The organism is Pseudomonas citrullilanati, assembly GCF_030580855.1.
In the GTDB taxonomy this organism is placed as follows: domain Bacteria; phylum Pseudomonadota; class Gammaproteobacteria; order Pseudomonadales; family Pseudomonadaceae; genus Aquipseudomonas; species Aquipseudomonas citrulli.
This window is the reverse complement of record NZ_JAUQOP010000005.1, coordinates 83,893-105,425: the sequence shown is the minus strand read 5'-3', so window position 1 is coordinate 105,425 and position 21,533 is coordinate 83,893. Positions and strand designations below refer to the sequence as shown.

The window sequence follows — 21,533 nt, the reverse complement described above, 5'->3', positions numbered from 1 at the left end:
ATGCTTGGGCCTGGTCTTTGGGCTCAAGGAGATTAGCGATGCCTGCCTTCCCTCGCAAAACCGCGCTGTGCCACTATCGCTACGACCCGCTGGATCGCCTGGTGGATTGCGCGCCCGCTGCACAGGCCGCCATTCAGCGCTTCTACTGCAAAAGTCGATTGGCTAGCGAAATACAAGGTGCAGTGCGACGTAGCGTTTTTCAGCATGACGATGCATTACTCGCGCAGCTTCAACGAGAAGATGGGAATGTAGGGACCTCCCTGCTGGCGACTGATCAACAGCGTTCGGTACTGAACGTTCTCGACACGACCGGGCCCCACCCCCTCGTCTACGCACCCTACGGTCATCACCCCTCCGCAAATGGCCTGCTCAGTCTGCTTGGGTTCAATGGCGAGCCGCCAGATCCCGTGACAGGACATTACTTATTGGGCAATGGGTACAGGGCGTTCAATCCGGTGTTGATGCGGTTTAACAGTCCGGACACTTTGAGCCCGTTTGGGGAAGGGGGAGTGAATGCTTATGGATACTGTGGAGGAGACTCAATAAATCGGAATGATCCTACAGGGCATTTTTGGGGACTCGGAACACGCTTTAGGGTATGGGGATTAATGAGTCGCAAAGATATAGATGTATCTAACGCTGCCCACATGGCATTCCGTGGCGCTCCAGTCATTTACAAAAAAACGAACATAAATCCGAAATCCAATAAATTATTCAAGAATAAGTCCGTACAATTGAGCGGCTTAGTGCCAGAGCAGGTTATCGACATCGCCAGGGCCGTTAACCAGGAAAGTATTTATCGAGCCGAGAGCCTTATAAATACAATGCCCGCCGATTATAGAACACAGATAAAACACATAATCAGTCCCACCCGCCGCGAAGAACTATTGTCAGCGACTTCAAAAAGCGACGCGATAAAATATCTAAAAGACAACTTAGAAATAGCGAAAAATCTCCAACTCCTACCATCACGAGTAGCAAACGACACATGGAACAGAATACCTCCAGCCCCTCCTCGCAACCCAAGTAAATTGAAATTCAAGAAAGAAAACCCAATCGAAAATATTCGGCATTAGCCAGATGAAAAGTTGAAAATTTAATCGCCAGCCTTCATGCACGACTACTGGGGCCCTTGTGCCCCAGCCTGAGGCACGCCCATCAACAATCCGGCTTATCCGCCGTATAACGCCGCGCCGGATTCACCGCCGCGCCGAACTCGCGCAGGGCCTTGGCGCCGATCAACAGTGGATAGTTGAAGCTGCTGCGGTCGGTCAGGTTGACCTCCACGGTGCGCTTGACGTTGCCCAGGCACAATTCCAGGTCCACCACCGGGCGCTTGCTGGGGGCGATCTTTTCGTCGTCGTCTTCATCTTCTTCGGAGCGGGTCTTGATCTTGCTGATGCGTGCGATCTTGTGCTCGTAGACCTTGTTGCTCGCGTCCTTGGTGGCGAGGCGGAAACGCACCCAGTCGTCGCCGTCGCGGGTGAAGGTCTCGATGTCCTTGGCCGACAGCGAAGCGGTCAACGCACCGGTGTCCATCTTGGCCTTGAGTACTTCGCCACCGATTTCCGGCAGCGCGATGTATTCGTAGCGCCCGTACAGGGTCGGCTCGGCGGCCAGCACTGGAAGGGCCACCAGGGAAAGCAGGGCGAGAAGTGATTTCATGCAATAGGGCTTCCTGTGTGGGGTGGGGTTTTAGACCGTGGGCGGTGAATTCGTTCGCTTGGGAAAAACGTGGCGAGGGCGCTTGCTCGCCACGAAAGGCGGCCCAGTTTAGCCATGAACAGGTGAAACTTTTGTCCAAGCCGATTTGGCCTGCCCCCCCGAAGCTGCTTATCATGGCCCGCCCACCCGCTTGCAAGAGTCATCTATGCGCCGCCTGCTCACCGGCTGTTTCGTCACCCTGCTGCTGTTGCTCAACACCCTGGTGCTGTTCGGGCCTTTGATGGTGTTCGCATTGCTCAAACTGATCCTGCCCGGTCGCTTTCGCGACTACGCCTCATGGGCGGTGATGTGGATCGCCGAGACCTGGGCCGAAATCGACAAGCTGATCTTCGCCCTGTGCATCCCTACCCGCTGGGACATTCGCGGCGGCGCCGACCTGCGTGGCGACACCTCCTACCTGGTGATCAGCAACCACCAATCCTGGGTGGACATCCCCGCCCTGATCCAGACCCTCAACCGCCGCACCCCATTCTTCAAGTTCTTCCTCAAGAAGGAACTGATCTGGGTGCCGTTCCTGGGCCTGGCCTGGTGGGCGCTGGACTACCCGTTCATGAAGCGCTACACCAAGGCGTTCCTGGCCAAGAACCCGGAACTGGCCGGCAAGGACCTGGAAATCACCAAGGCCGCCTGCGAGCTGTTCAAGCGCCAGCCGGTCACCGTGGTGAACTACCTCGAAGGCACCCGCTTCACCGCCGCCAAGCGCCAACAGCAACAATCGTCCTTCAACCACCTGCTCAAGCCCAAGGCCGGAGGCGTCGCGTTCGTGCTGGCGGCGATGGGCGAACAACTGGACGCCATCCTGGACGTCACGGTGGTCTACCCCCAGGACCGGATCCCCGGCTTCTGGGACTTGATCAGCGGCGCGGTGCCCCGGGTGATCATCGACATCCAGACCCGCGAACTGGACCCGGCGCTGTGGCAGGGCGACTACGAAAACGACCCGGTGTTTCGCCAGCATGTGCAGGATTGGGTGAATCAGCTTTGGACCGAGAAGGATCGGCGGATTGCTGTTTTGCGTGAGGAATGAGGTCGATCAGACACCGGCGCCCGCGCCCCAGACACCTCCCAGACTTTGCAACAACGAACTGCCTACGCCCTGCTGCCCCAGATACTGCAGGATGATCGGTGCAAACTGGCCGATCATCCCGCTGTCCATGCCCAGCGCACTGAAGGCATTGTTCAAATCGTGGGTGTCCTTGACGTTACCCAGCAGGCCGTCGAGCAAGGCCTTTTTATCCGATCCGCCTCCGAGCAAACCGCCCAGGCCATTGAGCCCGCCAATGGCGTTGTTGCCGGCGATCTGATCGAGGCCCGGCACGCTTTTGCTCAATTCGGCGAACTGCGGCTCGCTGAGGCGATTTTTCGCCAGCCCAAGCATCGCCCCGGCGCCACCCACGGCCTGTTCCGGGGTGATCTTGAGTTCCGAACCCAAGGTGTTGAGCAACCCGGCGGCTTTCGGCGCGGCAGCCACTGCGCCCGTCCCCTGCTCGCTCTGGTTGCCCTGCATCGCCGACAGTACGTTGGCGGCATCATCGAGGCTGAATTGTGCGAAGGCCGGGCCAGCCACGAACGACATCAGGCAAGACAAGGCGAAACCGCGTGAAACCTCATAGGGAACATCCTCAGGACGATGAAAAACCGCCCGAGAGTGGGCGGCCTGAAAGCGTGCGTTGGACTGGGTCGTAAAACGATTGTTCCTACATATCCGACGATGCTTACAGAAAAGTCTTTCGACCACGCCAGAAACTTCTGATTCACCAGAAAACCAGCGATCGTTTATCGCTAAAAGTTTCCAAATATCCCCTCACAGTTCCAAAATTGACATAAATAACTGCCAGCATTGACAGTGGCCTGCCCGGCCATAGCCGCGGCAATAGAACTGGGCCATGGAGGCTGGCAGATGAACAAGGTACTGGCGGGAGGGTTGGGATTACTGATGCTGGTCACCGGCCACGTTCATGCCGGTGAAATACTGTGTCCCGCTGTCTCTGAGATCCACAGGAAGATCGAATCCGTGGAAGACGTCTATTTCGTCGACTCGCCAGAAGAACACGAATGGACGAGCGAAAGCCTCGTGGATGTGGTCAAGCCACAGTCACTGAGATTCGAAGGTGCCGAATACACGTTTCATGAGACTGCCGGGGACACCTCCCTATCCAGCGCGACCCTCACTTGCAAATATGGCCAGATCAATCTGAAGCGGGTCCACCCGCAACTCCTCGAACCGGGCTACTCCCTGTGGGCCGACAGCCGCTGCGATAGCCCGAGTATCCGGGCGTGCAGACTCATGGATGCGGAATATTTCAACGTAAGTTTCTGAGCGCCCGGGCGCTGCCCGCAGCAGCCTGTCAATGCCGGCCCGGCTACCGTACAGTGCGATCCTCTCTCCTCGCGAGTTTACCCATGGACATAAAAATCGGTGGAGCGACCCTGGCGGTCATCCTGACCGGCATGCTGATTGCCCTGGGCGTCAGCGAATGCCAGCGTGGCCCGCTCGATCCCGAGGTGGCCGAAGGCACCAGCGACGAGCAAAGGACCTGGTTGACCATTGAACATCGGATCAAGCGCTACGACCCGGCCCTGACCAAGGTCACCCGCGACCAACAAACGCTGACGGTGCGCTATCGTCCAAGCGCCGCCCCGGACAGCGGCAATGCCTGGGTCGCAGACCTGTTGCGCGTGGTCGGCCACGGCCTGGCAGCGCTGAACGGCGCGCCGGGGGGCAAGCAATACACGCACGTGACCATCAAGGCTCGACGACTGGCCGACGATGATGTGGAACTGGCCTACGACATGCCGGGTTTCGACGCCATCAAAACCCAACGGGACGGCTACACCACCTTCGCCAGCCAACCCCAACGCCTGACCTTCAGCGCCGCCGCCCAGGCCCAGGTTCAAGACGATTGCCGCAATTCGAACACGCAAGCCTTCTACCCGGCATTCTGCGAACGGGTTGCGTCAGCGACCGCACGCCAATAACACGACCCGTTATTTCCTCTGGGTATTGCCTACTGTCAACGTTGACAGTAGGCAACTGTTTATAGGGGTCCTAGACTCAAACCGTGACAGCGAAACCAACTGGGCAACGATAGACGATATACGCGACCGATCTCCAGATTATCTGGGACGATGAATGAGCCATATCGCTCCTGCCTCGGCAAGCTAGCACTTCCACATGCCAATGGCATTCAACGGCAATTGCCCAGAACAATCGACAGTGACTTATATGAACAATGCCTCGATAGCGTCAGGCAAGGAGTGTCCTTATGGCTGCGCAAAAAAACAACAGCGAGAATCTGATCGTTAACGGTACGTTTGATACGAGCCTTGAAGGTTGGAGCTCCAACCAAGTTACATGGGTATCCGGCCGGGCGCGTCTGGCACCTGCTGCCAGACTGTCGCAGACAGTGGGGTTGAGCGCCCCGGGAGTGGTCAAGTTACTCTTTAATGTCTCTTCTTATTACGGTGTCGGCGGTGTCAGGCTGTCGAGCGGGGATGGCTATTGCACCATCAATCGAGCAGGAGAATATGAAGTTGATTTCACGATAGACAACGGCGGTTCAGTCGACCTGATCTTCACGTCGCAGGGTGCTTATGATGTGGATAACGTCGAGCTCCGTTTTGCCGAAGCCGAGTGCACACCCGTGCAATTGCTGCAAAACGGCAACTTCGATAATGCACTTGAGGGGTGGGACTACGACGGGGAAGTAAAAATTGTTGATGGTCAAGCGCACATGAGTGAGCGCTCCAGGCTTTTCCAAGAGATAGCGGTAAAACCCGGTACGCCAATCAGAGTCAACTACACTTACAAGACAAGCAATCCGGTCGGCTTCTCGTGCACTATTCTTGAATATGGTCCCCGCTGGAATAGCGTGGCGCCTGACTGGATATCAGCACATCAGACGTTCGTTGCGCCGGAAGGAGTCGCCCCATCGCTCGTTCATCTCGAGTTTCGGCTGCACGCCGCGCCTTCTGGCCCACCCTTCTTTGCTTATCTGCACAATCTTGAGGTTTGGGCATGTCCAGGAGAAGCGGGCATGACAAAAACTCGACACGACCTGTGGTCGATTCCGTAAAAGGCCGATGATGCTCATCGAGCAGCCTGCCGGCTTTCGGCGCGGTGACTTCGCGCCCTCCTCCTGGCTGCTCTATTGGCCTGACCGCCAGTCCAATTGGTCCTGTCCACACATCCCCGTTCGATCAGAACAATCCGCATTCGCCTTGTTTAAAGAAAATTTGTTATCGCCAAACTCCTGCGAAAAATTCTAATAAATTCCAAATACGCATAAATAACTGTCAGCCCTGACAGTAGCCCGTACCAGATATAGCCGTAACCATGGCCTCGGACCCGAACATTGGAGGGCTGGCAAATGCGAAAGATCATGGCAAACCTGATGACCGTCGGCGGCGCCGGGTTATTTTTATGGATCGCCGGGCAAGTCCACGCGGGGGAAATAACCTGCCCTGGCGTTACTCAAATCCAGAAGACGATCGAGCCGGTAGAAGCGCGGGATGACCGTCAATGGGAGCGTCAACGTCCCATGGACGTCGCCGACCCCGCCATGGCGCAATTCAACAGTGCTGAATTCGTTGTCCAAGAGCCCGATGAGCAATCACCAACCCAGGCCACCATCATCTATAAGCTCGGCACCCTGAACCTTACGCTGGAGTATCTGCAAGCGCAGGGTCCGGCACTTTCCACAGGATCGAATCGGCCTTGCGAAAGCCCGGATGCCACGTTGTGCAAGTTAATAAAGGCCCATGAACTCACCCTGAGTTTCTGACGGACCACCTAGATCTACCCATCGCTGTTCCCCTTCGCAATTTCCTGCCCTCACGAACCGTGGTCGACCAAAAATCCGACAAATACTTGGGAAAATCCCCCGCGACAACGAGCCTTGCCCGAGCCAACGTGCGCTGCCTGTAGTTCTTCCTGTCGTCCACCGCGACTCGGGTTTGGCGACTCGATACAGGTCGTCACCCAGATGCTGGCGATCCACTGCGCAGCGGCTGCGACGTGCTGGCGGCCGACGGTTGCAAGCGCAAGCCATGGCATGACCGCTCCGTGACAGCCGTTTGAATATCATTGGCAATCAGTTATTTCCTCTGGGTATTGCCTACTGTCAGTTCTGACAGTAGGCAACTGCAGGGGCCGGTTCTAAGCTGCTGACGAGACTAGGAAAAACAAGGCCATGGGAAAACCATAGTCCCTGTGCCTTTTTCATTCGGGCAAGCAGGAAGAATAAAAATGAACGACCGAATCAAAGGAACCGTAAAGTGGTTTAACGATGCAAAGGGCTATGGCTTCATTACCTGCGGCAACGGCGGCGAGGAGTTATTCGTTCATTACTCGGCGATTGCCGGCGAGGGTTACAAAACATTAAAGCAAAGGCAGAGCGTCTCGTTTGAAATCGAAAAAGGCGAAAAAGGTAGGCAGGCCACGAGAGTGACGCCGGAATAAATCCGGGCATAAGAAGACGCACAGTTAGCCCATGACCCACTTATCTACTGTCAACTCTGACAGTAGCCAGCCATCCCCATAGGGATAAGCTCAATCATGTCGGACAGCGCTGGACGGTATTTTCACGATCCATCTGGAATTCATCAATGAAGCCCGCCGGCTCGCGACTTGGTTCGACCCCGGCTAAAACGGCTATCGCAAACGCCGCAACTTCAACCACAAGTGAGCAAGCCAACATGCATGGAAAAATCAAAACCGCACTGATGGCGATGGCCTTGTCCACAGGCTATGTGTACGCGGATATCGCCACCTGCCCGCACATTGCGACCATCAAGCAGGTGCCGCTTCAAGGCGGTGGTTTCAGCTACAGCGCACCGGGGCCCGACCAGCGAACGTGGGAAGGAGAGAATGAATATGCCGACGAAAGCTATCTGGCCACCGTTCATTTCACCAATGCCGGCTATAACGCCAGCAAGCAGTCGGTCATCTGCAGCTACGAGGGTGAGGGCGACGCGGGTATAAGGTTAGCGCTCAAACCTTTCAATCAATGGGGGCCGGCGCCAGGAACAGCTTGGCAGGGAGAAACCTGCACGGCCGCGGATATTTCACAGTGCTCTTTCAGCTATGCGAAATAGAACGGCCATGCCATAGATATCTCGCCCGCTGTCGCTAAAACGGCAGTCGGAAAGCCGCAGCTTACTGCACCCGGAGCCCTGTCCAAAGACCCAGGTGCCTGTGGAAGCCACTCCATGCCATCAACCCGGACCCTGCTCATCCAGTACCGCTACGATCCGCTCGACCGGGTGGTGAGCTGCACACCAGCCACCCTGCCGAGCCATCAGCGCTTTTATCTGAAGGACCGTCTCGCCACGGAGATTCAAGGCGCGATACAGCGTTCGATTTTCCAGCAGGAGGACCAACTGCTGGCGCAACAACAGCACCTGGATGGCGTGGTCGAAACGACCTTGCTCGCCACCGATCAGCAGCGCTCGGTGTTGCATGCACTCGATGCCGCGCGACCTCATCGCCTCGTCTACACGCCGTATGGCCACCGCTTACCGGAAAGCGGAATGCTCAGCCTGCTCGGCTTCAACGGTGAGCGGCCGGACCCGGTGACGGGGCATTACCTGCTGGGCAATGGTTACCGAGCGTTCAATCCCGTATTGATGCGGTTCAACAGCCCGGACAGGCTCAGTCCTTTTGGAGAGGGTGGTTTGAACGCGTATGCCTATTGCGTCGGAGACCCGGTGAATCGGAAAGACCCGACCGGGCACATACCACTTCTGGCGAAATTAATGGGTGCCTCTGACTTTTTCAGACCTCCGGCTAAAACCGCGACTGTTGGAGTCGCTACTTCCGTTACAGAGGTAAAACCGGGTTTTTTCGGAGCTGTTCTCGAGACTATGCGGCAATCACTCGTAAAAAACCCCAAAGGCCCACTTGCCTCTATGTCGGCGCCAAGGGCGCATATAGACGAAATAGTCATCAAGATGCAAGACCCTCCCCCCTTTGTAAAAAGTCTTAAAGCCGTTAACGAAAACCTGGCTAGCCACGGCGACGACAGCCTTTCCATGGAACAGGCGCGCGAGTACGGAAAACTTGCCCGCGAGGTGAATCAGGGAGAAATAAGCAATACCGGCGCCCACGTCTCATCCGGAGCACTCTGGTTTCAGAAGTTTATGCAAGAAGGGACGCCTGTAAGTTTTGTCGGTCTCTTTTTCAACGGTGTTATCGCCCCCTTCTCCAGCGGCTCGCTGGATCACTCTTTGCGGGTTACCGGGAAGGCACTGCGTCGATCATAGTTTTAACGCTGGGCTCAAGTCATTGACCGTTCGAGGAACAGCGCGATGCCCAACCATCAGCAAACGCTACTCTGCCGCTACCATTATGACCCACTGGATCGCCTGGCCGATTGCACACCATCGTCCCAGGCCCGCACCCAGCGCTTCTACCTGAAGGAGCGCCTGACCAGCGAAATCCAAGGCTCGATACAACGATCGATTTTCCAGCAGGACGACCATCTACTGGCGCAACAACAGCGCCAGGACAGCATCGTCGAAACCACTTTGCTCGCCGCCGATCGACAACGCTCGGTATTGCAGGCGCTCGACGCGACGGGTACCCACCCCCTCGTCTACACACCGTATGGTCACCGTGTCATGGAAAACGGTTTGCTCAGTCTGCTTGGCTTCAATGGCGAAAGGCTGGACCCAATGACGGGGTATTATTTACTAGGAAATGGTTATCGGGCGTTCAATCCGGTGTTGATGCGATTCAATAGCCCGGACAGTTTCAGTCCGTTTCGGGAGGGTGGCTTTAATGCCTATGTATATTGCGTCGGGGACCCGGTGAACAAACAGGACCCAACTGGGCATGTCAGTTGGGCTGCTTTGATGCTAAAGCATTTCCCCAAGGCCATGAGCGCGGTAAAAACAATGAACGTCGCGTCGAAGCCAAACCAGATCATTGGCCCATTCAATAAATTTTTAGGCATGCCCCACATTCTTGAGAACATCCTAGGTAACGTCGAATCCAAAACTTTGGTTAATTTATCGCTGATATCTAAAGACATGAACCGCTTAGTCAAATCCCACGTACGCCCAATTGCTAATGGGCCTGCTGATAAGATCCCAGCGTTCCTGCATCATGAATTGCGCTCCATTGCAACAGGCCGTTCGAAGGGCCATCTACCGTCGCAGGTGTTAGGCAATGAGACCTTGGTAACTTTTGCCAAGCGCGCCCAACGCGGCGCTAACCCTATGACCGAACTGACCGAGACGATGGCCCTCAATGCACACCTTAAAGCAAAATCATTAGTATCGAGGCCTCCTCTAAAGCGTGCTTCAGAAAGTTTTTCCCAACAAACCCAATCCAAGAAAATCCGCAAGGATACAACTGTTTGAATTACATAACGCTGCAGTTTTATTCGTGGAAAACAAAAAGGGCGACATCACCGTCGCCCTTTTTCCGTCTTCCCTAGCGCCTTACGCCGCACTAAACATCTTATGCGGATCAATCACAAACTTCTTCGGCACACCGGCATCGAACTCGCCATACCCCTTCGGCGCGTCGTCCAGGCTGATCACCTGTACGCCGACGATTTCGGCGATGTTGATGCGGTCCCACATGATCGCTTGCATCAGCGCGCGGTTGTACTTCATGACCGGGGTCTGGCCGGTGTGGAAGCTGTGGGATTTGGCCCAGCCCAGGCCGAAACGGATGCTCAGGGCGCCGATCTTGGCGGCGGCGTCGACGGCGCCCGGGTCTTCGGTCACGTACAGGCCGGGGATACCGATCTTGCCGGCGACGCGGGTCACTTGCATCAGCGAGTTGAGCACGGTGGCCGGGGCTTCGTGCTTGACGCCTTCATGGCCGTGACCACGGGCTTCGAAGCCCACGGCGTCGACGGCGCAGTCGACTTCCGGCTCGCCCAGCAGGTCGGCGATCTGCTCGTGCAGCGGGGTGTCCTTGGACAGGTCGGCGATTTCAAAACCCTGGGCCTTGGCGTGGGCCAGGCGGACCGGGTTGACGTCACCCACGATCACCACGGCCGCGCCCAACAGGCGGGCGGACGCGGCGGCCGCCAGGCCAACCGGGCCGGCACCGGCGATGTAGACGGTGCTGCCAGGGCCAACACCGGCGGTGACGGCGCCGTGGTAGCCGGTGGGCAGGATGTCCGACAGGCAGGTCAGGTCGCGGATCTTCTCCATGGCCTTGTCGCGGTTCGGCAGTTTCAGCAGGTTGAAGTCGGCATACGGCACCAGCACGTATTCGGCCTGGCCACCGGTCCAGTCACCCATGTCGACATAGCCGTAGGCGCCACCGGCACGGGCCGGGTTGACGGTCAGGCAGACACCGGTGTGCTGCTCCTTGCAGGAACGGCAGCGGCCGCACGCCACGTTGAACGGTACCGACACCAGGTCGCCGATCTTCAGGTTCTCGACGTCGCTGCCCTTCTCGATCACTTCGCCGGTGATTTCGTGACCCAGGACCAGGCCGGTCTGGGCGGTGGTACGGCCGCGCACCATGTGTTGGTCGGAGCCGCAGATGTTGGTGGAGACTACGCGCAGGATGACGCCGTGCTCGATCTTCCTGCCGCGCGGGTCCTGCATTTTGGGATAGTCGATTTTCTGTACTTCGACCTTGCCGTTGCCGAGATACACGACACCACGATTACCGGACATGCTTTCACCTCGCTGTTGTTTTTATGAAACTGCGTTGCCCAGGCAGGCAGCGCGTTGATTGCTCGGGTTAGTGCTTGTGTCTTGTTTCTTTGTTGTCTGTAAGGGCCTCATCGCGAGCAAGCTCGCTCCCACAGTGATCGCATACTCCCTGTGGGAGCGAGCTTGCTCGCGATGTCGTTCTAAAGAACGACCGTGCGATTGGCGTTCAAGAACACCCTTCTTTCGATGTGATACCCCACGGCCCGGGCCAGGGTCAGCCCTTCGATGTCCCGGCCCTTGGCGATCAGGTCCTCGGGATAGTGGCTGTGGTCCACCACTTCCACGCCCTGGGCGATGATCGGGCCTTCGTCCAGGTCGTTGTTGATGTAGTGCGCCGTCGCGCCCACCAGCTTCACGCCCTTGTTGTAGGCCTGGTGATACGGCTTGGCGCCCTTGAAGCCCGGCAGCAGGGAGTGGTGGATGTTGATCGCCTTGCCATCGAGCTTGCGACACAGCTCCGGCGACAGCACCTGCATGTAGCGGGCGAGGATCACCAGTTCGGCGCCGGTGTCTTCGATCACCTGCCACACCTGGCGCTCCTGGGCCGGCTTGTCGTTCGGGTCCAGGGGGAAATGGTGGTAGGGAATCTGGTGCCAGTCGGCCAGCGGCTTGAGGTCCGGGTGATTGGACACCACGGCCACCACGTCCATGGACAACTGGCCGATGCGCTGGCGATAGAGCAAGTCGTTGAGGCAATGATCGGCCTTGGACACCATGATCACCACTTTCGGCCGGTAGTTCGGCGGGGTCAGCTCGAAGACCATGCCAAAGGCTTCGGCCCGCTCGGCCAGGCCGGCACGGAAACCCTGTTCGTCAAAGCCCTCGGGCTGGCGAAATTCCACGCGAATGAAAAAACGCGCCGAGAGGCGATCGTCGAAGGAATGGTGCTCGGTGACGTAGCAGCCCTGCTCGAACAGAAAGCGGGTCACCGCGTCCACCGTGCCGAGCACGCTGGGGCAGTCGGCAGTCAAGATCCATGTGTCTGGGGCGCGGCTCATTGCGGTGACTCCTGTTCAAAATTAGCGGTGCGGCATGAACCCTGTGGCGAGGGGATTTATCCCCGCTGGGCTGCATAGCAGCCCCAAAAGCTTGATGCGTTCAGCCTGACACTCTCAAGTAGCAGGTCCAGGGGCCGCTTTGCAGCCCAGCGGGGATAAATCCCCTCGCCACCAAGGTGTCCGGCTCTAGTCCACGTTTTTCAGGCCTGCACGCTCAACCCATACTCAGCCGACGCATCCTGCAACCACAGCCACCAGTAGTCGGAGAAACTGCGGCGGATCAGCAGTTCCCAGGTGTCTTCGGCGGTGTGGCGGATGACCAGTTGCGACTTGGCGAATACCGTGCCCACGGCCTTGCCCACCGGGAAGTTGCTGGGGTGGACGTCGTAGCTGGTGGACTTCATCAGCACATCGCGCACGTTCGGGCCGGACAGTTCGAGGATCTGCTGGCCGCCGCTGACGTTGACGATCTGGATGTGCAGGTCGCCCAGGGCTTCGCGCAGTTTTTTCTCGGCGGCGAATTCTTCACCGGTCGGAACGACCAGCAGCCATTCATCCGGCCCCATCCACTGCAAACTGGTCTCGCCCTTGACGATGACGCTCAGCGCGCCCGGCAACTCGATGCCCAGGGCCTTGTGGACGCCAGCGGCGAAGGCTGCGTCGTGGCCGTCGCCACGAATCGTCAGGTGGCCCAGCAGTTTCTTCTCGCGCACGGTCACGCCGGCGTTCTTGCGCCCCTTGCCCACCAGGCTGGCGAGGTCGGCATGGTGCAGCGACGACTCGGCTTTGGCCCCGGTGGTCGGGCGTTGTTGGTAAACATTGGCGGCTGTCATATGGCACCTGTTTTGAATTCTGCTTCAGGCCTGTCGAGGCGTGGCGCTGTGGGAGCATGGCTTGCCCGCGATGAACGATAACGCGGTAACCGTGTTGCCCGCATCGCGAGCAAGCTTTGCTCCCACCCCCATCCCCCACAGGGTCCAGGTCATTTAGATGTTCTGCCGATCCCCCTTCGGATCGAAGAACACCGAAGGCACGATTTCTGCCTCGATCACGCGGCCATCGGCCAACGGTGCGAACACGCGTTCACCCATGCGCTTCAAGCCGCCCTTGACCACACCCATGGCGAAGGAATAACCCAGGGAGTTGTGGGCATAGCTGGAAGTCACGTGGCCGACCATGGTCATCGGGATCGCTTGCTTGGGGTTGAACACCAGTTGCGCGCCTTCCGGCAGCCAGACGTTCGGGTCGATCGGCTTGAGGCCCACCAGTTGCTTGCGGTCTTCGCGCACGCAGTCTTCGCGATTCATGCCGCGCCAGCCGATCCACGAGAACGGTTTGGTACGGCCCACGCACCAGCCCATGTTCAAGTCGTCCGGGGTCATCGAGCCGTCGGTGTCCTGGCCGACGATAATGAAGCCCTTCTCGGCCCGCAGTACGTGCATGGTCTCGGTGCCGTACGGGGTCAGGTTGTACTTCTTGCCGGCCTCGACGATTTTTTCGAGCACGCCCATGGCGTAGTCGGCCTGCACGTTGACTTCGTACGACAGCTCACCGGTGAACGAGATCCGGAACACCCGGGCCGGCACGCCGCCCACCAGGCCTTCCTTCCAGGTCATGAACGGGAAGCCGTCACGGTCCAGGTCGATGTCGGTGACTTCGCTCAGCAGCTTGCGGCTGTTGGGGCCCGACAGGGTCATGGTCGCCCAGTGGTCGGTGACCGAGGTGAAATACACCTTCAGGTCCGGCCATTCGGTCTGCTGGTAGATCTCCAGCCATTGCAGCACACGGGCCGCACCGCCGGTGGTGGTGGTCATGATGAAATGGTTGTCGGCGACGCAGGCGGTCACGCCGTCGTCGAACACCATGCCGTCTTCCTTGCACATCAGGCCATAGCGAGCCTTGCCCACGTCGAGCTTGGTCCAGGCGTTGGTGTAGATGCGGTTGAGGAACTCGCGGGCGTCCGGCCCCTGGATGTCGATCTTGCCCAGGGTCGAGGCGTCCAGCAGGCCGACGCTGTCGCGCACGGCCTTGCATTCACGCTTGACCGCCGCATGCATGTCCTCACCGTTCCTTGGGAAATACCAAGGGCGTTTCCACTGGCCGACGTCTTCGAATTCGGCACCATTTTTCACGTGCCAGGCATGCAGCGCGGTGAAGCGAACCGGTTCGAAGATGTGCCCGCAGTGCCGGCCAGCCACGGCGCCGAAGGTCACCGGCGTGTAGTTGGGGCGGAACATGGTGGTGCCCATCTGCGGGATGCTCACGTTCAGCGAGCGGGCCGCGATGGCCAAGCCGTTGACGTTGCCCAGCTTGCCCTGGTCGGTGCCGAAGCCCAGTGCGGTGTAGCGCTTGACGTGTTCCACCGACTCGAAGCCTTCGCGGGTGGCGAGTTCGATGGCGGCGGCGGTGACGTCGTTCTGCAAGTCGACGAATTGCTTCGGCGCCCGTGCCGTGGCTTTTTCATGGGGCACCTGGAACAGCGCCAGGGTCGGCTCCTCGTGGCGGCTCAGGGCCTTGGGCAATACGCCCTCGACGGCCTTGAAGCCGGCTTCGCTGGCGGCACGCGCACCGCCTTCGAAACCATCGGCCAGGGAATCACCCAGGCTGTAGACGCCGTTCACGCCGCCGACACACACGCGCTTCTGCGGCGCCTCGCCCGGTACGAAACCGAGGATGTCTTCACGCCAGATCGGCTTGCCGCCCAGGTGCGAAGCCAAGTGGACCACCGGGCTGTAGCCGCCGGAACTGGCGACCAGGTCGCAGTCCAGCCATTCGCCGGGGCTGGTGACTTTTTGTGCACGCACGTCGATCGCGGCGACACGAGCAGCGCTCACACGCTTGCTGCCACGGGCCTCGATCACCGCGCTGCCGGTGAGGATGCGAATGCCCTTGGCACGCGCTTCTTCCACCAGCGCACCCCGTGGGTTGCTGCGGGCATCGGCGACGGCGACGACTTGCAGGCCGGCGTCGAACCAGTCCAGCGCCACGCGGTAGGCATGGTCGTTGTTGGTGCTCAGCACCAGTTTCTTGCCCGGTGCCACGCCGTAGCGACGCACGTAGGTGGAGACCGCACCGGCCAATATGTTGCCCGGCACATCGTTGTTGCCGTAGACCAGCGGCCGTTCGCAGGCACCGGTGGCCAACACCACGCGCTTGGCGCGGACACGGTTGATGCGCTGGCGCACCTGGCCGATCGGCGCACGGTCACCGAGGTGGTCGGTGAGGCGCTCGTGGATGGTCAGGAAGTTATGGTCGTGGTAGCCGTTGACGGTGGCGCGCGGCAACAGCACGACATCCGGCATCGAACGCAACTCGGCGACCACCGCCGCCACCCATTCGGTGGCCGGCTTGCCGTCCAGGCTTTCGCGGGTATCGAGCAGGCTGCCGCCGAACTCTTCCTGCTCGTCCGCCAGGATCACCCGCGCACCGCTGCGGGCCGCGGCCAGCGCGGCAGCCAGGCCGGCAGGGCCGGCGCCGACCACCAGCACGTCGCAGTGGCGGTTCATGTAGTCGTAGGTGTCCGGATCGTTCTCGGTCGGCGAGCGACCCAGGCCCGCGGCCTTGCGGATGTACTTCTCGTAGGTCATCCAGAACGATTGCGGGTACATGAAGGTCTTGTAGTAGAAGCCCGGCGGCATCAGCTTGCCGCCGACCTTGCCGAGAATGCCCATCATGTCGTTGTTCACGTTCGGCCAGCCATTGGTGCTGGTGGCGACCAGGCCCTGGTACAGCGCCTGTTGCGTGGCCCGCACGTTGGGGATCTGGGTGGCTTCGGTGGCACCGATCTGCAGCACCGCGTTCGGCTCTTCCGCGCCGGCGGCGAAGATGCCCCGTGGACGGGAATACTTGAAGCTGCGGCCAATGATGTCGACGCCGTTGGCCAGCAGTGCAGCGGCCAGGGTGTCGCCTTCGAAGCCCTTGTAGGTCTGGCCGTTGAAGGTGAAGCTCAGCACTTTGTTGCGGTCGATCCGTCCGCCGTTGGACAGGCGATTGATCTGGCTCATACCTTCTCTCCCAGAGCCTGCGCGGCCGCTTTCGGACTGTCAGCCTTGTCGGTGAATTGCGGCTTTTGGCCGATCTTGTAGGTTTCCAGGATTTCGTAGCTCACGGTGTCACGGGTAGCGTTGAAGTACTGGCGGCAACCGGCCGCGTGGATCCACAACTCATGGTGCAGGCCGCGCGGGTTGTCGCGGAAGAACATGTAGTCGCCCCACTGTTCGTCGGTGCAGGCATTCGGGTCCAGGGGACGCGGGATATGCGCCTGGCCGGACGAATGGAATTCCTCTTCGGAGCGCAGTTCGCCGCAGTGAGGACAGAAGATGTGCAACATGGGGATTTCTCCTGTTAGTGGGCAACCGCAGCAGCGCCGTGTTCATCGATCAACGCACCGTTGTGGAAACGGTCGATGGAGAAAGGTGCGGCCAGTGGGTGCATTTCACCCTTGGCCAGACTCGCGGCAAATACGTTGCCCGAGCCAGGTGTCGCCTTGAAGCCGCCGGTGCCCCAGCCGCAGTTGAAGAACATGTTCGGCACCGGGGTCTTGGAGATGATCGGGCAGGCGTCCGGCGTGGTGTCGACGATGCCGCCCCACTGGCGGTTCATGCGCACCCGCGAGAGCACCGGGAACATCTCGACGATGGCCTGGATGGTGTGTTCGATCACCGGGTACGAGCCGCGCTGGCCGTAGCCGACCCAGCCATCGATACCGGCGCCGATCACCAGGTCGCCCTTGTCGGACTGGCTGATGTAGCCGTGCACGGCGTTGGACATGATCACGCTGTCGATGATGGGCTTGATCGGCTCGGACACCAGCGCTTGCAGCGGATGGGATTCCACCGGCAGGCGGAAGCCGGCCAGCTTGGCCATGTGCCCGGAGTTACCGGCGGTCACCACGCCGACGCGCTTGGCGCCGATGAAGCCCTTGTTGGTTTCCACGCCGATGCACACGCCGTTTTCCTTGCGGAAACCGATCACTTCGGTCTGCTGGATCAGGTCCACGCCCAAGGCGTCGGCGGCACGGGCGAAGCCCCAGGCCACGGCATCGTGGCGGGCCACGCCGCCGCGACGCTGGACGGTGGCGCCCAGCACCGGGTAGCGGGTGTTCTTCGAGCAGTCCAGGTACGGGATCTCGTCGGCCACTTGCTTGGCGTCGAGCAGTTCGCCGTCCACGCCGTTGAGGCGGTTGGCACTGACCCGGCGCTCGGAGTCGCGGATGTCCTGCAGGGTGTGGCACAGGTTGTAGACGCCACGCTGGGAGAACATCACGTTGTAGTTCAGGTCCTGGGACAAGCCTTCCCAGAGTTTCATCGCGTGTTCGTACAGGTGGGCCGATTCGTCCCACAGGTAGTTGGAGCGCACGATGGTGGTGTTGCGCGCGGTGTTACCGCCGCCCAGCCAGCCTTTCTCGACCACGGCCACGTTGGTGATGCCGTGTTCCTTGGCCAGGTAGTAGGCGGTCGCCAGGCCATGCCCGCCCCCGCCGACGATCACCACGTCGTAGACTTTCTTCGGGGTCGGCGTGCGCCACATCCGCTGCCAGTTTTCGTGATGGCTGAGAGAGTGTTTGAAGAGGCCGAAGCCCGAATAGCGTTGCATAGTCATTACTCCAAAACCGACTCAGCGATAAACCGGGAAGTCCGCGCACAGGGCCGACACTTGCTGGGCGACGTTGGCCTCGACATCGGCGTCGCCGAGGTTGTCGAGGATGTCGCAGATCCAGCCGGCCAGGGTCACGCACTGGCTGACCTTGAAGCCACGCGTGGTCACCGCCGGGGTGCCGATGCGCAGGCCGGAGGTCACGAACGGCGATTGCGGGTCGTTCGGTACGGCGTTCTTGTTGACGGTGATGTGGGCGCGGCCCAGGGCGGCGTCGGCGTCCTTGCCGGTCAGGCCCTGGCGGATCAGGCTGACCAGGAACAGGTGGTTATCGGTGCCGCCGGACACTACATCGTAGCCGCGCTTGATGAACACGCCAGCCATCGCCTGGGCGTTTTCGATCACTTGCTGCTGGTAGGCCTTGAAGCCGGGCTCCAGCGCTTCCTTGAAGCACACGGCCTTGCCGGCGATCACGTGCATCAGCGGGCCGCCCTGGGCGCCGGGGAAGACCGCGGCGTTGAGCTTCTTCTCGATTTCTTCGTTGGACTTGGCCAGGATCAGGCCGCCACGTGGACCGCGCAGGGTCTTGTGGGTGGTGGTGGTGACCACGTCGGCGTAGGGCAGCGGGTTCGGGTACAGGCCGGCGGCCACCAGGCCAGCGACGTGGGCCATGTCGACGAACAGCAGGGCACCGACCTTGTCGGCGATCTGGCGGAAACGGGGGAAATCGAGGGTCTTGGAGTAGGCCGAGAAACCGGCGACGATCATCTTCGGCTTGTGCTCGACCGCCAGGCGCTCGACTTCGTCGTAGTCGATCAGGCCGGTGTTGGTGTCGATGCCGTACTGCACCGCGTTGTAGAGCTTGCCCGAGGACGACACCTTGGCGCCGTGGGTCAGGTGACCGCCGTGGGCCAGGCTCATGCCCAGGATGGTGTCGCCGGCCTGCAGCAGGGCCAGGTACACGGCGCTGTTGGCCGAGGAACCGGAGTGCGGCTGGACGTTGGCGTAGTCGGCACCGAACAGTTGCTTGGCGCGTTCGATGGCCAGGGCCTCGACCTTGTCGACGTGCTCGCAGCCCCCGTAGTAGCGCTTGCCCGGGTAGCCTTCGGCGTATTTGTTGGTCAGGCCGCTGCCCTGGGCCTGCATCACACGCTTGCTGGTGTAGTTCTCCGACGCGATCAGCTCGATATGATCTTCCTGGCGTTGCTCCTCGGCATTCATCGCCGCCAGCAGTGCATCGTCATAGCCTTGGATTTGGTCTTGCTTGCTGAACATCGCGTCTCTCCCAGCGGCGGCGGTGCGCCTTTTCGTCTCGGTGAGGCACGGACCCTTTGGTCGTGCCCTTTGGAAGCGATGGTATGGCTGGCGCAGACAGGCCAAATGCCTATGGACGCCACACAAAGGCGCGTTTACGACATGGGGCAGGACGCGGTCATTGTGGCGAGGGGATTTATCCCCGCTGGGGCGCGAAGCGGCCCTAAACCGGACACCTGGGTGTATCGGATCGATTGAGTCAGGCCTCTTGGGGCTGCTCCGCAGCCCAGCGGGGACAAGTCCCCTCGCCACAGGGGTTCCGATCAAGCCACCCAGTCACGAATCACGAGCAACAGCAAGAAATGCGCGGGATACAGACCGTAGGCCCAGCGCCGCATGGGCGGGGGTTGAAAACACCCCGCGTGTCGCAACAGCAGCCGCCCCAGCCATGGCGCGAACAGGCAGGCCAGCAGCCCCCACCACGCCACCGAGTTCCCCAGCCATGCCGCGCCATACAGCGCCCGCCATTGATTGGCCGCGACACAGACCAGCCCCGGCAGCAGGGCGAAGTACCCCGGACGACGCATCACCAGCAGCATCGCGAGCGGCAGCAACACACCGAAGAAGCCAAACATCAGTTGCGTCGAACAGCACGCCGCCAGCAGCAACGCCACTGTGGCGAGGCCCCGCGCCGACAATGTCGGCACCAGCCAGCCGCGAGCGACCAGCAAGCCCAGGGCCAGGGTCGGCAGCACGTTCAAGGTGGCCGGTTCCGGGAAGAACAGCCGGTAGGGAATCTCGCTCACGGCGCTGAACACCAGCAGCCAGCCCAGGTAGCGCCCTGAGCCGGCGCTGGCCGCGCCTCGTTCCAGGTTCGCCGCCATCGCCAGGCAGAACCACGGGAAGGCCAGGCGCCCGGGCACGTACAACCCATCGGCGGAGAAACCGACATATCGCAGATGATCGAGCACCATCGCCAACAGAGCCAGCCACTTGAGCAGATCCAGCGCGCCGTCCCGCCGGCTCATGGGCAGGTCGACCCGATGACTTTGTGTATTCCTGACAGAAACATCCGGTGTGTTCCCCCGCTAATCTTGGGTAAAGTGCGCACCAACATCGAACACGGCGTCGTGGACCCAAGCGCGCCGGACCCGGAACTCCCCACCCGGGATTTCCACCAGGGAACTCTTTACCCAGGACTCTCTATCTCAGGAGCAAGGCCATGACCGACAAGAGTCAACAGTTTGCCAGCGACAACTATTCCGGTATTTGCCCCGAAGCCTGGGCCGCCATGGAAGAAGCCAACCAGGGTCACCAGCGCGCCTACGGCGATGACGAGTGGACCCACCGGGCCGCCGATGATTTCCGCGCCTTGTTTGAAACCGACTGCGAAGTGTTCTTCGCGTTCAACGGCACGGCGGCCAACTCCCTGGCGCTGTCGTCGCTGTGCCAGAGTTACCACAGCGTGATCTGCTCGGAAACCGCCCACGTCGAAACCGATGAATGCGGTGCGCCGGAGTTCTTTTCCAACGGTTCCAAGTTGCTGGTGGCACGCACCGAGAACGGCAAGCTGACCCCCGAGTCGATCCGCGAGATCGCCCTCAAGCGCCAGGACATCCACTACCCCAAGCCCCGCGTCGTGACCCTGACCCAGGCCACGGAAGTCGGCAGTGTCTACACCCCGGAAGAGATCCGCGCCATCAGCATCACCTGCAAGGAGCTGGGGCTGAACCTGCACATGGACGGCGCCCGGTTTTCCAACGCCTGCGCATTCCTCGGCTGCTCCCCGGCCGACCTGACCTGGAAAGCCGGCGTGGACGTGCTGTGCTTCGGCGGGACGAAAAACGGCATGGCGGTGGGCGAGGCGATCCTGTTCTTCAACCACGACCTGGCCGAAGACTTCGATTACCGCTGCAAGCAGGCCGGGCAACTGGCCTCGAAGATGCGCTTCCTGTCCGCGCCCTGGGTCGGCCTGTTGCAAGACGACGCCTGGCTCAAGCATGCCCGCCACGCCAATCACTGCGCCCAACTGCTGGCGCAACTGGTGAGCGACATTCCTGGGGTGGAACTGATGTTCCCGGTGCAGGCCAACGGCGTGTTCCTGCAACTCTCGGAAGCGGCCATCACCGCCCTGACGGCCAAGGGCTGGCGCTTCTACACCTTCATCGGCAAGGGCGGCGCCCGGTTCATGTGTTCGTGGGATACCGAAGAGGCGCGGGTGCGGGAATTGGCGGCGGACATTCGGGAAGTGATGGTGGGCTAGGACGACAGACTCAA

Annotated in this window: 21 protein-coding genes; 11 read left to right on the top strand and 10 right to left on the bottom strand. The window is 60.2% G+C overall.

What is annotated here, in order from left to right; genetic code table 11:
- Positions 1-38 precede the first annotated feature (38 nt).
- Complete coding sequence (locus Q6A48_RS06040; RefSeq protein ID WP_304552647.1) at positions 39-1,076, top strand: RHS repeat-associated core domain-containing protein; 1,038 nt, start codon at positions 39-41, stop codon at positions 1,074-1,076.
- An 82-nt stretch (positions 1,077-1,158) separates the two neighbouring features.
- Here Q6A48_RS06040 and rloA2 read toward each other — a convergent pair whose 3' ends face one another.
- Positions 1,159-1,665: a retropepsin-like aspartic peptidase RloA2 gene (rloA2, locus tag Q6A48_RS06035; protein WP_304552645.1), complete on the bottom strand. Its 507-nt coding sequence runs from the start codon at positions 1,663-1,665 to the stop codon at positions 1,159-1,161.
- Between the two features lie 205 nt (positions 1,666-1,870).
- Here rloA2 and yihG point away from each other — a divergent pair, with 205 nt between their 5' ends.
- Entirely contained in the window at positions 1,871-2,752 is an 882-nt protein-coding gene (yihG, locus tag Q6A48_RS06030; RefSeq protein WP_304552643.1) for a 1-acylglycerol-3-phosphate O-acyltransferase, YihG family, read from the top strand.
- 6 nt (positions 2,753-2,758) lie between these two features.
- Here yihG and Q6A48_RS06025 read toward each other — a convergent pair whose 3' ends face one another.
- Positions 2,759-3,301, bottom strand: a complete 543-nt coding sequence (locus Q6A48_RS06025) for a DUF2780 domain-containing protein (RefSeq protein WP_304552642.1) — start codon at positions 3,299-3,301, stop codon at positions 2,759-2,761.
- 324 nt (positions 3,302-3,625) lie between these two features.
- Between Q6A48_RS06025 and Q6A48_RS06020 the strand changes: the two genes are divergently transcribed.
- The 8 genes from Q6A48_RS06020 to Q6A48_RS05985 all read left to right on the top strand — a co-directional run bounded on the left by Q6A48_RS06020 (position 3,626) and on the right by Q6A48_RS05985 (position 10,089).
- A complete protein-coding gene (locus tag Q6A48_RS06020) occupies positions 3,626-4,045 on the top strand; it encodes a DUF3757 domain-containing protein (protein WP_304552640.1) in 420 nt (139 codons plus the stop codon).
- An 83-nt stretch (positions 4,046-4,128) separates the two neighbouring features.
- Positions 4,129-4,704: a hypothetical protein gene (locus tag Q6A48_RS06015; protein ID WP_304552639.1), complete on the top strand. Its 576-nt coding sequence runs from the start codon at positions 4,129-4,131 to the stop codon at positions 4,702-4,704.
- Positions 4,705-4,991: 287 nt separating this feature from the next.
- Positions 4,992-5,801 (top strand): hypothetical protein, encoded by an 810-nt coding sequence (locus Q6A48_RS06010; RefSeq protein ID WP_304552637.1) that lies wholly within the window; start codon positions 4,992-4,994, stop codon positions 5,799-5,801.
- Between the two features lie 294 nt (positions 5,802-6,095).
- Positions 6,096-6,509: a DUF3757 domain-containing protein gene (locus Q6A48_RS06005; protein WP_304552634.1), complete on the top strand. Its 414-nt coding sequence runs from the start codon at positions 6,096-6,098 to the stop codon at positions 6,507-6,509.
- Positions 6,510-6,973: 464 nt separating this feature from the next.
- Positions 6,974-7,186 carry a cold-shock protein gene (locus Q6A48_RS06000; protein WP_304552633.1) on the top strand — a complete coding sequence of 71 codons (213 nt, stop codon included), beginning with the start codon at positions 6,974-6,976 and terminating at the stop codon, positions 7,184-7,186.
- A 146-nt stretch (positions 7,187-7,332) separates the two neighbouring features.
- Positions 7,333-7,821, top strand: coding sequence for a DUF3757 domain-containing protein (locus Q6A48_RS05995; protein ID WP_304552632.1), 489 nt, complete (start codon positions 7,333-7,335; stop codon positions 7,819-7,821).
- A 114-nt stretch (positions 7,822-7,935) separates the two neighbouring features.
- Positions 7,936-8,988 carry an RHS repeat-associated core domain-containing protein gene (locus Q6A48_RS05990; RefSeq protein WP_304552631.1) on the top strand — a complete coding sequence of 351 codons (1,053 nt, stop codon included), beginning with the start codon at positions 7,936-7,938 and terminating at the stop codon, positions 8,986-8,988.
- A 45-nt stretch (positions 8,989-9,033) separates the two neighbouring features.
- Positions 9,034-10,089 carry an RHS repeat-associated core domain-containing protein gene (locus Q6A48_RS05985; RefSeq protein ID WP_304552630.1) on the top strand — a complete coding sequence of 352 codons (1,056 nt, stop codon included), beginning with the start codon at positions 9,034-9,036 and terminating at the stop codon, positions 10,087-10,089.
- An 81-nt stretch (positions 10,090-10,170) separates the two neighbouring features.
- Here Q6A48_RS05985 and fdhA read toward each other — a convergent pair whose 3' ends face one another.
- The 8 genes from fdhA to Q6A48_RS05945 form a co-directional block, all read right to left on the bottom strand.
- Complete coding sequence (fdhA, locus tag Q6A48_RS05980) at positions 10,171-11,370, bottom strand: formaldehyde dehydrogenase, glutathione-independent (protein WP_304552629.1); 1,200 nt, start codon at positions 11,368-11,370, stop codon at positions 10,171-10,173.
- Positions 11,371-11,549: 179 nt separating this feature from the next.
- Positions 11,550-12,407, bottom strand: coding sequence for a formyltetrahydrofolate deformylase (purU, locus tag Q6A48_RS05975; protein WP_304552628.1), 858 nt, complete (start codon positions 12,405-12,407; stop codon positions 11,550-11,552).
- Positions 12,408-12,607: 200 nt separating this feature from the next.
- On the bottom strand, positions 12,608-13,240 hold the full coding sequence (locus Q6A48_RS05970) for a sarcosine oxidase subunit gamma (RefSeq protein ID WP_304552627.1): 633 nt from the start codon (positions 13,238-13,240) through the stop codon (positions 12,608-12,610).
- A gap of 153 nt (positions 13,241-13,393) precedes the next feature.
- Positions 13,394-16,411 (bottom strand): sarcosine oxidase subunit alpha, encoded by a 3,018-nt coding sequence (locus tag Q6A48_RS05965; RefSeq protein ID WP_304552626.1) that lies wholly within the window; start codon positions 16,409-16,411, stop codon positions 13,394-13,396.
- Complete coding sequence (locus tag Q6A48_RS05960) at positions 16,408-16,737, bottom strand: sarcosine oxidase subunit delta (protein WP_042732031.1); 330 nt, start codon at positions 16,735-16,737, stop codon at positions 16,408-16,410. Before Q6A48_RS05960 ends, Q6A48_RS05965 begins: the two co-directional genes overlap by 4 nt.
- Positions 16,738-16,751: 14 nt before the next feature.
- Positions 16,752-18,002, bottom strand: coding sequence for a sarcosine oxidase subunit beta family protein (locus Q6A48_RS05955; protein ID WP_304552625.1), 1,251 nt, complete (start codon positions 18,000-18,002; stop codon positions 16,752-16,754).
- Between the two features lie 21 nt (positions 18,003-18,023).
- Positions 18,024-19,277, bottom strand: coding sequence for a serine hydroxymethyltransferase (gene glyA / locus Q6A48_RS05950; RefSeq protein WP_304552624.1), 1,254 nt, complete (start codon positions 19,275-19,277; stop codon positions 18,024-18,026).
- Positions 19,278-19,579: 302 nt separating this feature from the next.
- A complete protein-coding gene (locus Q6A48_RS05945; RefSeq protein ID WP_304552623.1) occupies positions 19,580-20,284 on the bottom strand; it encodes a TraX family protein in 705 nt (234 codons plus the stop codon).
- A gap of 194 nt (positions 20,285-20,478) precedes the next feature.
- On the opposite strand from Q6A48_RS05945, the gene Q6A48_RS05940 reads away from it, so the two are divergent.
- Positions 20,479-21,519, top strand: a complete 1,041-nt coding sequence (locus Q6A48_RS05940; RefSeq protein ID WP_304552622.1) for a threonine aldolase family protein — start codon at positions 20,479-20,481, stop codon at positions 21,517-21,519.
- Positions 21,520-21,533: the final 14 nt, after the last annotated feature.

What these genes read in the sequence shown, in the direction of transcription:
- yihG (WP_304552643.1), top strand. Translation starts at nt 1,871, where the DNA reads ATGCGCCGCCTGCTCACCGGCTGTTTCGTCACCCTGCTGCTGTTGCTC.
- fdhA (WP_304552629.1), bottom strand. Translation starts at nt 11,370, where the DNA reads ATGTCCGGTAATCGTGGTGTCGTGTATCTCGGCAACGGCAAGGTCGAA.
- Q6A48_RS06000 (WP_304552633.1), top strand. Translation starts at nt 6,974, where the DNA reads ATGAACGACCGAATCAAAGGAACCGTAAAGTGGTTTAACGATGCAAAG.
- Q6A48_RS06025 (WP_304552642.1), bottom strand. Translation starts at nt 3,301, where the DNA reads ATGTCGTTCGTGGCTGGCCCGGCCTTCGCACAATTCAGCCTCGATGAT.
- Q6A48_RS05955 (WP_304552625.1), bottom strand. Translation starts at nt 18,002, where the DNA reads ATGCAACGCTATTCGGGCTTCGGCCTCTTCAAACACTCTCTCAGCCAT.
- Q6A48_RS06040 (WP_304552647.1), top strand. Translation starts at nt 39, where the DNA reads ATGCCTGCCTTCCCTCGCAAAACCGCGCTGTGCCACTATCGCTACGAC.
- Q6A48_RS05960 (WP_042732031.1), bottom strand. Translation starts at nt 16,737, where the DNA reads ATGTTGCACATCTTCTGTCCTCACTGCGGCGAACTGCGCTCCGAAGAG.
- Q6A48_RS06010 (WP_304552637.1), top strand. Translation starts at nt 4,992, where the DNA reads ATGGCTGCGCAAAAAAACAACAGCGAGAATCTGATCGTTAACGGTACG.
- Q6A48_RS05965 (WP_304552626.1), bottom strand. Translation starts at nt 16,411, where the DNA reads ATGAGCCAGATCAATCGCCTGTCCAACGGCGGACGGATCGACCGCAAC.
- Q6A48_RS05985 (WP_304552630.1), top strand. Translation starts at nt 9,034, where the DNA reads ATGCCCAACCATCAGCAAACGCTACTCTGCCGCTACCATTATGACCCA.
- rloA2 (WP_304552645.1), bottom strand. Translation starts at nt 1,665, where the DNA reads ATGAAATCACTTCTCGCCCTGCTTTCCCTGGTGGCCCTTCCAGTGCTG.
- Q6A48_RS05995 (WP_304552632.1), top strand. Translation starts at nt 7,333, where the DNA reads ATGAAGCCCGCCGGCTCGCGACTTGGTTCGACCCCGGCTAAAACGGCT.
- Q6A48_RS05940 (WP_304552622.1), top strand. Translation starts at nt 20,479, where the DNA reads ATGACCGACAAGAGTCAACAGTTTGCCAGCGACAACTATTCCGGTATT.
- Q6A48_RS05990 (WP_304552631.1), top strand. Translation starts at nt 7,936, where the DNA reads ATGCCATCAACCCGGACCCTGCTCATCCAGTACCGCTACGATCCGCTC.
- purU (WP_304552628.1), bottom strand. Translation starts at nt 12,407, where the DNA reads ATGAGCCGCGCCCCAGACACATGGATCTTGACTGCCGACTGCCCCAGC.
- glyA (WP_304552624.1), bottom strand. Translation starts at nt 19,277, where the DNA reads ATGTTCAGCAAGCAAGACCAAATCCAAGGCTATGACGATGCACTGCTG.
- Q6A48_RS06005 (WP_304552634.1), top strand. Translation starts at nt 6,096, where the DNA reads ATGCGAAAGATCATGGCAAACCTGATGACCGTCGGCGGCGCCGGGTTA.
- Q6A48_RS06020 (WP_304552640.1), top strand. Translation starts at nt 3,626, where the DNA reads ATGAACAAGGTACTGGCGGGAGGGTTGGGATTACTGATGCTGGTCACC.
- Q6A48_RS05945 (WP_304552623.1), bottom strand. Translation starts at nt 20,284, where the DNA reads ATGAGCCGGCGGGACGGCGCGCTGGATCTGCTCAAGTGGCTGGCTCTG.
- Q6A48_RS06015 (WP_304552639.1), top strand. Translation starts at nt 4,129, where the DNA reads ATGGACATAAAAATCGGTGGAGCGACCCTGGCGGTCATCCTGACCGGC.
- Q6A48_RS05970 (WP_304552627.1), bottom strand. Translation starts at nt 13,240, where the DNA reads ATGACAGCCGCCAATGTTTACCAACAACGCCCGACCACCGGGGCCAAA.